Genomic DNA, 14,721 nt, shown 5'->3' with positions numbered 1-14,721 from the left:
TTTTTTAAGTTTAAGCAAGCTTTATCGACTCTCAGAAACCAATTAAAAAATTGAAAAATATAAAGATATATAGATAAATCATTAAACTAAAACCAGACTTCTTTTAATGACAAACCTGAATACTTGAGATAAGGAACTGTCTATTGGCAAACTCGTAGAGTGGTATTAAAGCTATTAAATCTTTTTATTTAAGTAATTTTTGACTCAATTGTGATACCGGAGAAAAGATTTCTTTCTTTGATCTTTTCATTATCCTGAAACTGACAAAAATTCTACTTAATTCAAGCTACCAAAGACATTGACCTTTAATAATAAATTATATAAAAAATTAGTTTAAATATTACCCGTATTATGTGGTTTTTTATATAAATGGAGAAAGTTTATCCTAAATATTTAAGTTTATTAAATTGACTTAAAGTAAAACCCCATTTAGTTCGCAAATGGGGTTATTGTCTTGTTTTCGACACTTTGAAAGTGAAAGACACTTATATCGTTTCTTTTAAATCAGCACTCTCTTCTTTAACGTCCTCATCATCCATATACTTGATTTCATTCGCGCCATGTAGACCCAATAAACAGCATATAAATTGGAACATGTATTCCTCCTAACTTTAAAAGCTTGATCATGAGCAGAGCTTTTATGCGTGAAAGATAGTACTCGATATTCAATTATTCTAGAAAAAGTCTTACTAAGCTTGCCACCTGCTTCAGATTAATCCTCAAGCATAGGGTAATTAGGTACGTACAGGCTCCTCATCCTGATTTTTTGTTGAGTGATCTTTATCCTTCATCTGGCACATTTTGCTCTTACAAGACTTATAGCAGCAACCCACCATTACGCCTATACCAAATGCACAAATACACTTTATCATTGCTTTGTCCTATATTTTCACTAAAACAGCTATATAAATAGCATCTATTCATGTTTCACTCTTGCAGGGATTGTCAGTTTTTATGTTGCCTATGAAAACTTATGTGAAGGCTACAATTTCAGAAAATGATTCTTTGATAACAAGTAATTCAAACAATAAAAATGTATGATTTTCTACTGAGGAATATTATTAAAATTTTGATCTATAGTTGTTTTATTGAATTTTCTCGATAATCTTAAGATAGTCGCGACTTTTGAAAAAAATATGGATGCGGTTATAGATCATTTTTTATTACTAAACTCTTCGTTCAGGCGGCTTGTAACTTAAAGATCCGTGTGCATTTGTATATTTCTCTCTATACTTTTCTCAGGACGAATAACAGAATCTGAATAATATGAAACTACCTATATGCTTGAGCGCCTTCTTAGTACTTACTTTAACAGGCTGTCAGAAACAGCAGGCAGATGTATCTTCTGAACCAGACCCCACCATTAAAGCGCAGTTTGAACAATCAGATAATCGTTTAAGTGCCTATCTGGATCAACTGGATTCTTCTATACTGAGCATTGAAGAGCGCACCCGTATCCTTTGTAAAGATTATCCTAAAGAATATAAAACTTATTATATGCCAGCACTGCTTAAACTTGCACCTAAAGAATATACTGAACCAGGCTTGCTGAAGGACTTAGATAATGCCCTGAATTTTTATAAGATTAAAGCCAACATTCAGTGTTAATAAAAAAATGAACAAATAAAGTCCAAATAAAAACCGCCTGAAAAGGCGGTCTTTATTTTGAAAAAGGATAACCTAAATCACATTAGTGCTGCAGATTCTGCTGATCTTATTGATCGCACCAATGTTATTGATTTTGATTACGCTGATTCTGTTGTTCTTGCTGATTACGTTGCGGCTGTTGTTGTTGCTGCTGATTAGGATTTTGCTGTTTTTGGTTCTGTTGCTGCTGATTAGGGTTTTGTTGGTTGTTTCTTTGACCTTGCTGGTTTTGCTGGTCTTGTTGTTGCTGTTGCTGGTTTTGTTGATTCTGTTGATCTTGCTGGTTCTGTTGATTAGTCATGGGTATTCTCCTTAGGTTTCGCTTTAATCAAAAGCCGATATATATATTTTCGACTTACCCTCTACTCTACTCAGTTTTTAAACTTCGCCAACCTGTAAGCTGTTACATATTAATTCAATGTAAAAAATAGTAATTTAAGTAATTGAAATTTAATTTATAAAGAAACAAAGATTACTTTTTATAATGCAAAAAATACATAATAAAAAATATTAAGCCAAACTTTTCATTCCTTTATAAAAAACAAAAACTTAATAAGGGCTTCTTGTAAAAAAGAAAATAATTTAGGTTTAGATACTGAAACAAAAAGAGTATCCATTTTATATAAAATATTTAATTTCAAATACTTAAAAAAATAATGAAATTCATCTATACTATTTTTATAAAGCCTGAAAGAAAAAAATATGTCTATTTTATGCAATTTATTTAAATCTCATACTTACATTAAAACACACTCTATAAAGTAAAAATTTAAAAAAAATGGATTTTCCAAATAACAGCAATATATATCTATAAAATAGAAATAGCCTTAGATTTTTATTTTCAAATATAAATAAGGCAATAATATTTATAAAAAAAATCAGGCCTTGTATGAATATCTAAAAGACCTGATGGATGTTGCAGTTATCTATCGTATTGAGCAATCACTTTTACAATAATCGTTTGTGATTCTTCCTGCTCTTCAGCGAGATACAGACGCTTTAACTCTTTACTGGTTACTTTAAAATTCAGATTTTGATAAGAAATAGTAGGGGGAATTTGATCAAAATATTGGCCATCCGCATCAATTTCTTCCTGAAATAAAGGTGTACCCAATTGATAGTCCAGACTTTTTAATACGACATATTTTACTGTAGTTTTCATTCTTACCACCTACTTTTACTCAGCTCTTTATTTTTGTTTTACCATTATTCCTATGAGGAAGAAACTATTAATTGCAGAGATTGCCCAAGCTTTAAACAGTCAGCCCCTAGTTCTTCTTTTAAGCTACAAATTTATAAATTTGCAATTTCTTTTTACCTTATATCAAAATTAAAGCCCTACTCAGAGTTGATACCCAGCCAGAACCGGTCTAAATTAAACTTAAGTTATCTCTTATCAAAATGTGCATTATGCTCAAAACATGTTGTGAATTACTTGAAGAAAAAGAGATCAAGATCGCCTTCATTGAAAGTGCGAGTTCTGGGTATCTGACCAGTCAGTTCTCCATCTGTAAAGGAGAAGGTGCCGAAACTTTACTGGGCGGTTTGGTCTGCTATGACGTCGGTGTCAAAGTCTCGGTACTGGGTCTATCACAGGATCTAATCAATAGTTACACCGCAGAATCTATGCCTGTCACTGTTGCATTGGCTCAGGCAGGCAAAAAAATGTTTCAGGATGCAGACTGGGTGATTGCCTGTACTGGCCTGCTTAAGCCTGGAGGCAGTGCTACACCAGAAAAACCGGAAGGCACGTTTTTTATCGCGATTGATGATGGAGTTCAGGTTCATCAGTTCCACTACTATTTGAAAGGTACCCCTCAGCAGCGTTTAAACAAATTGGTAGCAGTTTTGGCACATGATATGATTAATCTGCTCAATCAGTAAGACTTCATTATTTCTACCCTATTTTAAGATAAATTAAGCTTATCCTCACTATAATAAGGTTTGATGGGCAATGAAAATAAAAGCTATCATTTCGGTTTTACTGGTTGGTTTGCCTTGTGCGGCGTTTGCCACAGTGGGCGGACCTCAGAATATTGAAGTCTTAGGGTATGAGGTTAAAGATCAAAAGCTCTACCTGATGCGCCATTATCTGGATGGCCGAGGCCGTTTACCGCAACTGTATTATTATAATTTTAAATCCAAGCAGCCAAACCAGCTGGTGATGGTGAATTCCCTGTATATTAGTCCGAAGACCAAACGTATTGATTATGATCAAAGTAGTCAAAAATTTGATCAGGAAATTGCCAAAATCAAGAAGCGTTTAATTCCAGTCATTCCGGTAAAAAAACAGAATATTCGACTTGAATTATTAAAAACCAGCAAAGGCTATGCGCCTGCCTGGTATGATCCACAAAAGAAAGTGCCAAAATGGACCTATCAATATCAAGTAAAATCTGGCTCACAAAAAAGTCCGACTCATCAAGCGGTCAGTTATCAGCAAGGTTTAAAAATCAGCCAGGCCTATAAAGTTCCTAAACAGAATAAAACGCTGGTGACAGTCAAGTACTTGGGGATTCCTTTTGAAACCGGTTATACCATTGAAGACCCGGTACTGTTAAGACGTTAAGTTTAATAAAAATAAAGCCTCATGAGAGGCTTTATTTTTTAATCAGCAACTCATTATTCAGATCAGGCTGCTGAACTACGCTCTGCAATAGGAATGACTTTTCGCAGCTCTGGACCGGTATAGTCTGCGCTTGGACGGATAATACGGTTATCCGCACGCTGTTCCATCACATGCGCTGCCCAGCCAGTTATACGTGACATGACGAAAATCGGGGTGAACAGCTTGGTTGGAATCCGCATAAAGTGGTATGCCGAAGCATGAAAGAAATCGGCATTACAGAACAGTTTTTTCTCACGCCACATCACTTCTTCACAACGTACAGAAACCGGATACAGTACGGTATCACCCACATCTTTGGCCAGACGCTCAGACCAGACTTTAATAATGGCATTACGCGGATCGGAGTCTTTGTAAATTGCATGTCCGAAACCCATGATTTTTTCTTTACGTTCCAGCATGCCCAGCATTTCGCGTTCAGCTTCTTCTGGAGACTGCCAGTTTTCAATCATATCCATTGCTGCTTCATTGGCACCACCATGCAAAGGCCCGCGTAGGGAACCAATCGCTCCAGTGATACAGGAATACATATCAGACAGAGTAGAGGCACAGACACGAGCCGTAAAGGTTGAAGCATTAAATTCATGCTCTGCATATAAAATGAGAGACACGTTCATAACCTGCTCATGCAACTCATTGGATTTTTCACCATGCAACAGATGCAGGAATTGTGCACCGATAGAATCATCATCAGTATTTTCTTCAATACGCACACCATCGTGGCTATAACGATACCAGTAGCAGATGATCGCAGGTAAGGTGGCCAGGATACGATCTGCGACATCCTGCTGCTGTTCGAAGGACTGTTCAGTTTCCAGGTTACCTAGCATGGAAACCCCAGTACGCATGACATCCATAGGATGTGAATCTGCAGGGATACGCTCAAGCACTTCTTTTAGAGCTTGCGGCAAGGCACGTAAAGATTTTAATTTTGCTTTATAGGCTGCTAATTGTTCTGAATCTGGCAATTCACCAAAGAATATTAAATAAGCTACTTCTTCAAACTGACAGTTTTCCGCCAGATCCTGCACGTCATAGCCGCGATAGGTCAGACCTGCACCACTTTTACCGACGGTTGAAAGTGAGGTTTTCCCTGCCACTTGTCCGCGCAATCCTGCGCCAGTAAGTACTTTTCCTTCAGCCATTGTTTTAATTCTCCTGTTTAAACAGTTTATCTAATGTGTTTTCAAAGCTGTGATAGTCTAAAAATTCGTAAAGTTCTTTTCGTTGTTGCATCTGATCTAAAACATGTACCTGTGTACCATGTTCACGAACGGAGCGCATCACCTCAAGGGCTGCTTTTTGCATGGCGCGCGTTGCAGAAAGTGGATACAAGACCATACGTATGCCCTGCTCGGCCAGCTCTTCCGTCGTATAATATGGCGTATCGCCAAATTCGGTAATATTGGCCAGTACCGGCACCCCTACAGCATCACAAACGGTACGGTACATGGTGATGTCCGTCATGGCTTCGGCAAAAATTGCATCTGCACCCGCTTCAACACAGGCACAAGCGCGGTCAATAACAGCCTGCAGACCTTCTTTTTGTAACGCATCGGTACGTGCCATCACCACAAAATTGGAATCGGTTTTGGCATCCACTGCTGCTTTAATCCGGTCCACCATTTCCTGCTGACTCACAATTTCCTTATTCGGACGGTGACCGCAACGTTTTTGTGCCACCTGATCTTCAATATGGACCGCCGCCGCACCAGCCGCAATCATTTGTTTAATGCTACGTGAAATATTGAATGCACCACCCCAGCCTGTATCAATATCAACCAAAAGTGGCGTATCTACACGCTCAGTAATGCGGCGTACATCTTCCAGAACATTATCTAGACTGGTCATTCCAAGATCTGGTAACCCATAAGAATAGTTTGCTACACCAGCACCAGAGAGATAAATGGCTTTATAACCAACCTGTTTGGCCATCATGGCAGCATAGGCATTGACGGTACCCATAATTTGTAATGGTTTTTCGACTTCAAGTGCTTGTCTAAACTTTAAACCTGCAGACATTTGTTCTGTCATCTTCCCTTCCACAGTTCTGGCTATAATTATTGAAATTTGAGTATACCAATTTGATTGGTGTACACCATTCCATTCTAGAACAAATACTCTAAAACTTTAGTCAAATAATAGGTTTTTATTGCCGACCTGTTTTTCGTGATTGCCATTATCCTTAATAGAGCATGCTGTTAAGAATAATGTTCATCTAAAAATTAAATAATATGAGCATTATTTCCTCTTTAAGAGGAGCATCTCTTAATATGTCCAGCGCCCTAGTCAAATACACTTCTACACAGCACGCTGTACATATATTTGTTATAATCTCAATATCTATTTCATTTAATTGATTAATTTTTAGCCAATATGCAAGACCTTGCTCATCTGGAACCCCTCGCCAAAGATCTGCCGCAAACCAAACGCGGCCATGATCGTTGCATTGCGTTGCTTGTCAGTGCAACCGAGCTTTTTCTGGAGCATAGTTATGATGCAGTCTCACTGGATGATATTGTTCAGCATGCTGGTGGTTCCAAGGCCTCTATTTATAAATATTTTGGCAATAAAGAAGGGCTATTTAAAGCGATCTGTGACTATCGCCGTGAAAAGTTTTTTGAACAAATCAGCATTCCTATTGAATTGATGGCCTTGGATTTTCGTCGTTATTTGGTAGAAACTCTGTTAAATTTTTATCATCAAATTATGACGCCTGAAAATTCGGCATTTATGCGTCTGGTCTTTGAACAGAGTCAGCGTAATCCAGATCTGGCTTTACATATTCATCAACGCGGACCTGTACATGTTCAGACTTCAATTGCCAATGCACTGGAACAGGCAGATGCCAAAGGCGTACTACGTTGTGAAAATCCAATGTATTCGGCTCAGTTATACTTTGGTATTTTACGCAACTTAGAATGGCGTATTCTAATGGGAATTCAGGAAGAAGAGAGTGATGAAGAAATTACCAAGTATATTCATTACTGCGTAGACCGCTTTTTAGAAGGTCATCAAAAAGTCTAGTTTTTTTGCATTTTCCATCTCATATAGTATATTAGCCGATTCCGTATTTTTCTTAACTCACTAACCAACAACTAATTGTTGATCAGATTTTCAGCAATTATTGTGGAGTAACCAATGGCTCTCCGTCACTTTCTCACTTTACGCGATTTATCGACTTTAGAACTCAACCAAATATTGCAACGCGCTATTGAGCTCAAGCGCAAACAGCATAATAATGAAGTTTTCCAACCCTTTGTTGGCAAAGTCATGGGCATGATTTTTGAGAAATCCAGTACCCGTACGCGCGTTTCGTTTGAAGCGGGCATGAGCCAGTTTGGCGGTAGTGCTATTTTTCTGTCATCACGTGATACCCAGTTAGGTCGTGGTGAACCTATTGAAGACTCAGCACGCGTTATTTCCAGCATGCTGGATATCGTAATGATCCGTACTTTTGGTCATGACATCGTTGAGCGCTTTGCTTCTTATTCAAAAGTTCCAGTCATTAATGCGCTGACCGATGATCATCATCCCTGCCAGCTACTGGCTGACATGCAGACCTATCTTGAGCATCGTGGCTCAATTGAAGGTAAAACTGTGGCCTGGATTGGGGATGGCAATAATATGTGCAACTCTTATATCGAAGCGGCGCATATGTGGGGCTTTAAACTGAAAGTTGCCGCACCTAAAGGTTATGAACCACAAGAGAAATTCCTGTCTGAATTTGCCCATTGTGTCGAGCTGGTAGATACCGCGGAAGATGCGGCGGTCAATGCAGACCTGATTGTCACTGATGTTTGGGCCAGCATGGGCCAGGAAGAAGAACAAAAAATCCGTGAAAAAGCCTTTGCTGATTATCAGGTGAATGAGCGCCTTATGGATCTTGCTCATCCGGACTGTTTGTTTATGCACTGCTTGCCTGCACATCGCGGTGAAGAGATTTCTGAAAATCTGCTTGATCATAAAAATGCTGTGGTGTGGGATGAAGCCGAAAACCGCCTGCATGCACAAAAAGCACTGGTAGAGTTCTTATTAAATGAGAACCTGAAAAAAGACTAAGATGTATCCTCATCTTCACAAATTAAGCACCAATCTCTGGTGCTTTTTTTGTCTCAGCTCTTATAATCAGGGTTGGGACGATATAAAAAGTGATACAAGCTAATGCAAAAAAAATATTGGGCTTTCGCAGTTATTGCAGGACTCAGCAGTCTGTTCATGCAAGCGAATGCTTCTGAATTTGATCAATATCTGCAAAATAAAGGCATTCTTAACAGTAAGTTCAAAATTCAGAAAAAAGCAGAGCTGAATGAATTGCTGGCAGTACTGAGCGCTGAAGACTCCAAAACCCTACCATTACAGATTGATCAAAATACGGTTATTGAGCAATTGCAACTCACTGCAAATAAAACCAGCCTGAAGGGCGTAATCACCACCCCGGACTTTGCGCAGTTTGAGACAGATTTAGGTCGTAAAGAAGTGCAAAAGCTCATTATGAAAAATCTAGTGCAAAGCTGCCCGATTTTCTTTGAGCATGAGTATCAAAAACTAAATCCGTATACCGTACAGCTTGAGCTCAGTTCAGAAAAAAATCGCTACACCCTGGAACTTAAACAGAAAGATTGCAGTATCAAATGATTTGCTCATCTGCTGCATAAAATGATTTAGTCTTGCTCTGCATCACGCCATGAATGATGCAGACACTCTTACTCTTAATAGACTGCAAGATGGAATCAGCTTTGCCCTCAACGCCGATTATCTGCTCTGGCATAATACCGTTTGCCCCCCTATCGGAAGATTTAAAACATTAGAAAATACTGCCTCCACTATCCAAAAAATAAATAGCATTATTTTTCAAGTAAAGGTTCAAAAGGTTTTATACAATTCTTATTTAAAAGGTTGTTTAACGAACCAAACCTTGAGGCTGCAACATAATAATCAGCGCACCTAAAATCACCACCATTCCACCCAGTAAATCCCAGCGAGACAGACTCACCTGATCAACAAAGCGCAACCATATCAAAGCTGAAAAAACATAGATACCCCCATAGGCCGCATAGATACGCCCGGAAGCGGCTGGGTGTAATGTTAATAACCAGACAAAAGCAGCCAAGGCCAATGCGGTAGGAAGCCATAACCAGTGGCTTCTCCCCTGATTTAGAATCAGGTAAGGAAAATAACAGCCTAAAATTTCCATAAGCGCCGTAACCAAAAACAGGCAAAACGTGGTGAACAGCTTTGTAACTTGAATATCCATGATTTAACTATTGAACTGTATGATTGAGTTTATTAAAAAATATGAGTGCATGAAAAAACCCGTGCTTGCACGGGTTTAATTCTTTCTTCAAGCTTAGGCAGGTTCAGCGGTCTGATCTTCAAAGACTTCAAGTTTCAAGCCAACTGCTTTACCATCTTCTTTTTTCACGGATACTGCCACATTGCCACCGTTTTCAGCCAGCTCACCAAACAGAATCATTTCTGCCAGCGGTTTCTTCAGATGTTCTTGAATCAGTCGCTGCATTGGACGAGCACCCATTAAACGGTCATAACCATGTTCAGCCATCCATTCACGTGCACTGTGATCCACATCCAGAATGACTTTCTTCTCATCCAGCTGTGCCTGAAGTTCGGTCAGGAACTTATCAACTACATTTTCAATAACTGTAGTTGCCAAAGCTTTAAACTGAATCACGCCGTCCAGACGGTTACGGAATTCAGGTGAGAAGGCTTTCTTCATGGCTTCCTGGTTGTCATTGCTGTTGTCCTGCTCCATAAAACCAATGCTGACACGGGAAATACTTTCTGCGCCAATATTGGTGGTCAGCACCAGAACCACATTCCGGAAATCTGACTTGCGGCCATTATTATCTGTCAGTGAACCATGATCCATGATCTGCAATAACAGGTTAAATACATCTGGATGAGCCTTTTCAATTTCATCCAGAAGCAGCACACAATGTGGATGCTTGTGAATTGCATCCGTGAGCAGCCCCCCCTGATCAAAGCCAACATAGCCCGGAGGTGCACCGATCAGGCGAGATACCGCATGACGTTCCATATATTCAGACATATCAAAACGGACCAGCTCTACACCCATTAACTTGGCCAGCTGCTTGGTGACTTCAGTCTTACCTACACCTGTAGGACCTGCAAAAACGAAGCTGCCGACTGGCTTATCCGGAGATTTCAGGCCCGCACGTGACAGTTTAATGGCAGAAGCGAGCGCTTCAATGGCTTCATCCTGACCAAAGACCACACGTTTCAGATCACGTTCCAGATTTTCAAGGACAGTCTTATCATCTTTAGACACTGTTTTCGGCGGAATACGGGCAATCTTGGAAATAATATCCTCAATATTTTCCACCGTAATCGGGCTATTGTCCTGCTCAGCTTTCAGACGGCGCTGTGCACCTGCCTCATCAATTACATCAATAGCCTTATCTGGCAAGAAACGGTCATTGATAAACTTGGCAGACAGTTCTACTGCGGACACCAAGGCCTGATCGTCATACTGAACATGGTGAAAATCTTCAAATTTCGATTTCAGACCACGCAAAATATCAATAGTTTCTGAAATAGAAGGCTCATTCACATCAATTTTCTGGAAGCGGCGCGACAAGGCATGATCTTTTTCAAAAACCTGACGATATTCCTGAAAAGTCGTTGAACCGATACAACGCAATGAACCATTTGCCAGTGCCGGTTTGATCAGATTCGAGGCGTCCATGGTGCTCCCCATACTCGAGCCTGCACCAATAATCATATGAATTTCATCAATAAACAGGATGGCTTCCGGTTTTTTCTTTAAAGCATTGAGGAGTTGTTTCAGGCGTTTTTCAAAATCACCCCGATATTTGGTTCCTGCGACCAAAGCACCAATATCCAGACTAAATATCTCGGCATTTTCCAGCGGTTTTGGTGCTTTACCGTTCACAATTAGCCAAGCCAGACCTTCCGCGATCGAGGTTTTACCTACGCCCGGGTCACCGACCAATAATGGATTATTTTTACGGCGGCGACATAAAATCTGTGCAGCACGTTCAATTTCTTTTTCACGACCAATTAAAGGGTCTGTTTTGCCACGCTGGGCTTCTACATTCAGATTGGTGGTATAGAGTTCCAGCGGTCCTGAATTCGCAGAAGATGCAGACTCTCCATCCAACTCTTCAATTTCTTCTTCAGACGGCACATCATCCTTACGTGTGCCGTGCGAAAGATATTGGGTCAAAGTTAAGCGATTAATCTGGTGACGTTTCAACAAATAAACGGCAAATGAATCCCGCTCAGAATACATGGCCACCAGAATATCTGCACCTTCTACCGTCCGGTCACCACCACTGGATTGCACATGGAAAATTGCACGCTGCAAAATACGGTCAAAGCTTTCGGTAGGATGAGGTGCCTGATCGCTATTTTCAGCGAGTTTAGGGGTATGTTGTTCTACGTAATCTTCCAATTCTTTACGCAGCACGATAATGTCCGCGCCACATGCTTTAAGAGCATTAACGGCTGAATCATTATCAAGTAGAGCCAATAATAAATGCTCTACTGTCAGGAATTCATGTCTCTTCTGACGAGCCATGCTGACAGCCAAACGTAGTGATACTTCTAATTGACGACTGAGCATGCAACCCCCCTTAGTTTTTAGGCTCAATCTGGCAAAGTAATGGATGACCTTGAGATCGAGCGCAATTGTTAACTTGGTTCGCTTTGGTTTCCGCAATATCCCGTGGATAGACCCCAGCTATACCTTTCCCTTCATAATGTACAGTTAGCATCACTTGAGTTGCTTGGTCAAGATTCATTGCAAAGTATTGTTGTAAAATTTCAATTACAAACTCCATAGGGGTATAATCGTCATTCATCAATACCACTGCATACATCGGTGGACGCTTTAATTCTGGAGGCGCAGTCTGTACTGCAATATCTGAATCGCCCTCATGATCGGGTTCATTGCTTAAACGCGGACTCATATGCCAATCAACAATTCCAGACTGATAAAAAGAATTTTTGACATCACTTAAACACATTTGACGTTTATTGTTTGGCATAAGATTTCTATTTCACACTTAATTTGCATTTGCTTCGGTCTTAGGAATTTCAGACAACACAGTAGACGGACTTTCTACCGCTTTTCCTTGATCCCAGCTAAAACGGCGTGTGACCGGTTTAGAACCCGTCAAGCGCACTTCGATAAATTCTGGTCTAAAGCCTTTGGGCATCGTCCAGCGCCCAGTAAGACGTTCATAGTTTTCAAAATTGAAACTCTTATCCTCCATCGGCACGACCAGAATTTCTGAGCCTTTGATCAGACGCATTTCGACGGAACCGGATACCCGATTTTTGCCTGGACTGACCTGAATCAGATCAAGCTGATATTCAAATGCATTGTCTGGCAAAGGCTTAATGCCAACATGCTGGACAGTCAAGGCCAAACCACCACGCTGACGTAAAATTTCCCGGTAAATTGTACCCAGACTTTCTGCCTGAGCCTGCTCATCTTGGGCTTTGGTCATAGCTAAATAGAGGTCATTGGTATTGCTGACCGCCAGATCTCGTTCCTGAACCGCAGTATTCAGACTTTTATTCATGCTTTCCAGACTGGTTTTCTGCTTTTGTACTACTTCGACCAACTGTTCAGCATCAGCATCAAATCCGACCACAGTCAAACCCTGACGGTGTCCGACCGTATAGCCCAGTAAGCCACTGCCCAACATCAATACTACTGCACCAACAACCAGAGGCGTGCTACCTTTCATCAAAGGTTTTTTTTCATCCGGCTCTTGAGGGATCGTCGCGTTTGAGTCTGTATTCGGCATTTTGATCTCTAATTCGATTTATTCAAAACACACATTTAAATCTAAATCTAAATGTGTGTGAAGTTCTAATACGTTTTTTATGGTAATAAGCCGATATTATTCAAGCCAGCATCTTCTGCAAAACCAAACATCAGGTTCATGTTCTGCACTGCCTGACCTGCTGCACCCTTAACCAGATTGTCTTGAGCGACCAGTATCACCAGCTTGGCCGGCTGTGGCTTATATAAAGCAATCCGTAATTCATTGGCGCCACGTACTGAACGGGTTTCAGGTGAACTGCCAGCAGGCATCACATCTACAAATTTTTCGCCAGCATAGTACTGTTCATATAATGCCTGCAAATCTGCAGCCTGGCCGGCTTCGGTAAGGTCGATATAAATAGTCGACAACATGCCGCGGATCATCGGGACAAGATGCGGAACAAACAGGATCTGATCGAATACACCCTGCTGTCCTGAGATATTTTCTAGGGCTTCAACAATTTCTGGGTGATGACGATGACCCGCTACACCATAAGCCTTGAAGTTATCTGAATTTTCAGAGTAAATCATGCCCAGGCTGGCTTTACGGCCTGCACCAGAAACACCTGATTTTGCATCAATAATAATACTCTCAGGCTTCACCAAAACTTCGTTGGCTTGCAAAACTGGTGCCAGACCCAGCTGTACAGTCGTTGGATAGCAACCCGGATTTCCAATTACACTGGCTTGTTTGATGTCTTCACGATTCAGCTCAGATAAGCCATATACAGAATTTTTTAACAGTTCTGGACATGCATGCTCCATGCCATACCATTTTTCAAACTGGGCAAGATTCTGTAAGCGGAAATCTGCTGCCAGATCAATCACTTTGGTATTTGCGGCCACCAGGGCTTCAGCATGCTGCATGGCAACACCATGAGGAGTTGCAAAAAACACCACATCACATGATTTAAGTAAATCCTGACTTAAATCAGAAAATTCAAGATCGGTATGACCGCGTAAGCTCGGGAACATATCATCCACACGACGGCCTGCTTCCGTACGTGATGTAAGTGCTTTCACTTGAACATTTGGATGTCGCAGCAATAGACGTAAAAGTTCAACGCCTGTATAGCCTGTACCGCCTACAATACCCACTGAAATCACGATCTTTACCTCAAAAATATCTGTTTTCTTTATAACGTAATAGTATGACAGGAAGTTGTGGCTTTCTAAACCATTTTACTCAGGATTGATGCTTTTTTATAATTTTCAGCGGGTTGAGATTTTAAAAGTCTTGAAAGCACCTACCGGTTTAATTTCCCTCATTGGTATTTAACTTTGTCCAGCTGCAATAACTCAGATAAAGCCCAAAGAAAAATCCTGGCATAGCCAAGAACACAATAGGATCAGCCTGAACTGTAAACGGTGTCAGGCCAATAATGGCAAGCAGTACTGCAAGCGTTGCAAGCCACTTAGGAATTACTCTTTCCCAACTCCAGAGTAGAGCCATGATAAAGAGAATCATCCAGGCCAATACACTAGAGATGAGGACTAAATAACTGGTCCAGTGATAGGAAATCGGATTGTCAGGAGAGAGCATATTCAAGATAAAAAGCATATAGAAAAATAATGCCGGCAAAGACATTAATATAACCAGGAGACTGAT

16 protein-coding genes are annotated in these 14,721 nt (G+C 40.5%); 6 read left to right on the top strand and 10 right to left on the bottom strand.

The features are described 5' to 3' along the window. Positions 1–1,284: 1,284 nt before the first annotated feature. Positions 1,285–1,608 carry a hypothetical protein gene (locus tag E2K74_RS02715; RefSeq protein ID WP_413773044.1) on the top strand — a complete coding sequence of 108 codons (324 nt, stop codon included), beginning with the start codon at positions 1,285–1,287 and terminating at the stop codon, positions 1,606–1,608. Between the two features lie 124 nt (positions 1,609–1,732). Here E2K74_RS02715 and E2K74_RS02710 read toward each other — a convergent pair whose 3' ends face one another. Both E2K74_RS02710 and E2K74_RS02705 read right to left on the bottom strand, forming a co-directional pair. Continuing rightward, positions 1,733–1,948, bottom strand: a complete 216-nt coding sequence (locus E2K74_RS02710) for a hypothetical protein (RefSeq protein WP_151205472.1) — start codon at positions 1,946–1,948, stop codon at positions 1,733–1,735. 621 nt (positions 1,949–2,569) lie between these two features. Continuing rightward, complete coding sequence (locus tag E2K74_RS02705; protein ID WP_151206173.1) at positions 2,570–2,809, bottom strand: hypothetical protein; 240 nt, start codon at positions 2,807–2,809, stop codon at positions 2,570–2,572. Between the two features lie 248 nt (positions 2,810–3,057). On the opposite strand from E2K74_RS02705, the gene E2K74_RS02700 reads away from it, so the two are divergent. Both E2K74_RS02700 and E2K74_RS02695 read left to right on the top strand, forming a co-directional pair. Further along, entirely contained in the window at positions 3,058–3,531 is a 474-nt protein-coding gene (locus E2K74_RS02700; RefSeq protein ID WP_151206172.1) for a CinA family protein, read from the top strand. A 70-nt stretch (positions 3,532–3,601) separates the two neighbouring features. Next, positions 3,602–4,216 carry an aminotransferase gene (locus E2K74_RS02695; RefSeq protein ID WP_151206171.1) on the top strand — a complete coding sequence of 205 codons (615 nt, stop codon included), beginning with the start codon at positions 3,602–3,604 and terminating at the stop codon, positions 4,214–4,216. A 62-nt stretch (positions 4,217–4,278) separates the two neighbouring features. Here the strand turns inward: E2K74_RS02695 and prpC are convergent, their stop codons facing one another. After that, the gene (prpC, locus tag E2K74_RS02690; protein WP_151206170.1) at positions 4,279–5,418 is read right to left on the bottom strand and encodes a 2-methylcitrate synthase; all 1,140 of its coding nucleotides are present in this window, start codon (positions 5,416–5,418) and stop codon (positions 4,279–4,281) included. A gap of 4 nt (positions 5,419–5,422) precedes the next feature. Further along, on the bottom strand, positions 5,423–6,307 hold the full coding sequence (gene prpB, locus E2K74_RS02685) for a methylisocitrate lyase (protein WP_151205467.1): 885 nt from the start codon (positions 6,305–6,307) through the stop codon (positions 5,423–5,425). Between the two features lie 342 nt (positions 6,308–6,649). Between prpB and E2K74_RS02680 the strand changes: the two genes are divergently transcribed. The 3 genes from E2K74_RS02680 to E2K74_RS02670 all read left to right on the top strand — a co-directional run bounded on the left by E2K74_RS02680 (position 6,650) and on the right by E2K74_RS02670 (position 8,911). Further along, positions 6,650–7,300, top strand: coding sequence for a TetR/AcrR family transcriptional regulator (locus E2K74_RS02680; protein WP_151206169.1), 651 nt, complete (start codon positions 6,650–6,652; stop codon positions 7,298–7,300). A gap of 114 nt (positions 7,301–7,414) precedes the next feature. Continuing rightward, positions 7,415–8,335: an ornithine carbamoyltransferase gene (gene argF, locus E2K74_RS02675; protein ID WP_151206168.1), complete on the top strand. Its 921-nt coding sequence runs from the start codon at positions 7,415–7,417 to the stop codon at positions 8,333–8,335. A 102-nt stretch (positions 8,336–8,437) separates the two neighbouring features. Beyond that, on the top strand, positions 8,438–8,911 hold the full coding sequence (locus E2K74_RS02670; protein ID WP_151206167.1) for a hypothetical protein: 474 nt from the start codon (positions 8,438–8,440) through the stop codon (positions 8,909–8,911). Positions 8,912–9,176: 265 nt separating this feature from the next. On the opposite strand, the gene E2K74_RS02665 is transcribed toward E2K74_RS02670, so the two are convergent. The 6 genes from E2K74_RS02665 to E2K74_RS02640 all read right to left on the bottom strand — a co-directional run bounded on the left by E2K74_RS02665 (position 9,177) and on the right by E2K74_RS02640 (position 14,700). Beyond that, positions 9,177–9,530: a YnfA family protein gene (locus tag E2K74_RS02665; protein ID WP_151204982.1), complete on the bottom strand. Its 354-nt coding sequence runs from the start codon at positions 9,528–9,530 to the stop codon at positions 9,177–9,179. Positions 9,531–9,623: 93 nt separating this feature from the next. Further along, entirely contained in the window at positions 9,624–11,900 is a 2,277-nt protein-coding gene (clpA, locus tag E2K74_RS02660; RefSeq protein ID WP_151206166.1) for an ATP-dependent Clp protease ATP-binding subunit ClpA, read from the bottom strand. A gap of 10 nt (positions 11,901–11,910) precedes the next feature. Continuing rightward, positions 11,911–12,324, bottom strand: a complete 414-nt coding sequence (gene clpS, locus E2K74_RS02655) for an ATP-dependent Clp protease adapter ClpS (RefSeq protein WP_151204984.1) — start codon at positions 12,322–12,324, stop codon at positions 11,911–11,913. An 18-nt stretch (positions 12,325–12,342) separates the two neighbouring features. Then, a complete protein-coding gene (locus E2K74_RS02650; RefSeq protein WP_151206165.1) occupies positions 12,343–13,092 on the bottom strand; it encodes a DUF6776 family protein in 750 nt (249 codons plus the stop codon). A 77-nt stretch (positions 13,093–13,169) separates the two neighbouring features. Continuing rightward, complete coding sequence (gene argC, locus E2K74_RS02645) at positions 13,170–14,219, bottom strand: N-acetyl-gamma-glutamyl-phosphate reductase (protein WP_151206164.1); 1,050 nt, start codon at positions 14,217–14,219, stop codon at positions 13,170–13,172. Between the two features lie 148 nt (positions 14,220–14,367). After that, positions 14,368–14,700, bottom strand: coding sequence for a hypothetical protein (locus tag E2K74_RS02640; RefSeq protein WP_151206163.1), 333 nt, complete (start codon positions 14,698–14,700; stop codon positions 14,368–14,370). Positions 14,701–14,721: the final 21 nt, after the last annotated feature.

This window comes from Acinetobacter sp. RF15B (genome assembly GCF_007558235.1).
GTDB lineage: Bacteria > Pseudomonadota > Gammaproteobacteria > Pseudomonadales > Moraxellaceae > Acinetobacter > Acinetobacter lwoffii_C.
This window is presented reverse-complemented; position numbering and strand designations above follow the sequence as displayed.

What these genes read in the sequence shown, in the direction of transcription:
- clpS (WP_151204984.1), bottom strand. Translation starts at nt 12,324, where the DNA reads ATGCCAAACAATAAACGTCAAATGTGTTTAAGTGATGTCAAAAATTCT.
- prpB (WP_151205467.1), bottom strand. Translation starts at nt 6,307, where the DNA reads ATGACAGAACAAATGTCTGCAGGTTTAAAGTTTAGACAAGCACTTGAA.
- E2K74_RS02640 (WP_151206163.1), bottom strand. Translation starts at nt 14,700, where the DNA reads ATGTCTTTGCCGGCATTATTTTTCTATATGCTTTTTATCTTGAATATG.
- E2K74_RS02665 (WP_151204982.1), bottom strand. Translation starts at nt 9,530, where the DNA reads ATGGATATTCAAGTTACAAAGCTGTTCACCACGTTTTGCCTGTTTTTG.
- E2K74_RS02710 (WP_151205472.1), bottom strand. Translation starts at nt 1,948, where the DNA reads ATGACTAATCAACAGAACCAGCAAGATCAACAGAATCAACAAAACCAG.
- E2K74_RS02705 (WP_151206173.1), bottom strand. Translation starts at nt 2,809, where the DNA reads ATGAAAACTACAGTAAAATATGTCGTATTAAAAAGTCTGGACTATCAA.
- E2K74_RS02670 (WP_151206167.1), top strand. Translation starts at nt 8,438, where the DNA reads ATGCAAAAAAAATATTGGGCTTTCGCAGTTATTGCAGGACTCAGCAGT.
- clpA (WP_151206166.1), bottom strand. Translation starts at nt 11,900, where the DNA reads ATGCTCAGTCGTCAATTAGAAGTATCACTACGTTTGGCTGTCAGCATG.
- argF (WP_151206168.1), top strand. Translation starts at nt 7,415, where the DNA reads ATGGCTCTCCGTCACTTTCTCACTTTACGCGATTTATCGACTTTAGAA.
- E2K74_RS02650 (WP_151206165.1), bottom strand. Translation starts at nt 13,092, where the DNA reads ATGCCGAATACAGACTCAAACGCGACGATCCCTCAAGAGCCGGATGAA.
- E2K74_RS02680 (WP_151206169.1), top strand. Translation starts at nt 6,650, where the DNA reads ATGCAAGACCTTGCTCATCTGGAACCCCTCGCCAAAGATCTGCCGCAA.
- prpC (WP_151206170.1), bottom strand. Translation starts at nt 5,418, where the DNA reads ATGGCTGAAGGAAAAGTACTTACTGGCGCAGGATTGCGCGGACAAGTG.
- E2K74_RS02695 (WP_151206171.1), top strand. Translation starts at nt 3,602, where the DNA reads ATGAAAATAAAAGCTATCATTTCGGTTTTACTGGTTGGTTTGCCTTGT.
- E2K74_RS02700 (WP_151206172.1), top strand. Translation starts at nt 3,058, where the DNA reads ATGCTCAAAACATGTTGTGAATTACTTGAAGAAAAAGAGATCAAGATC.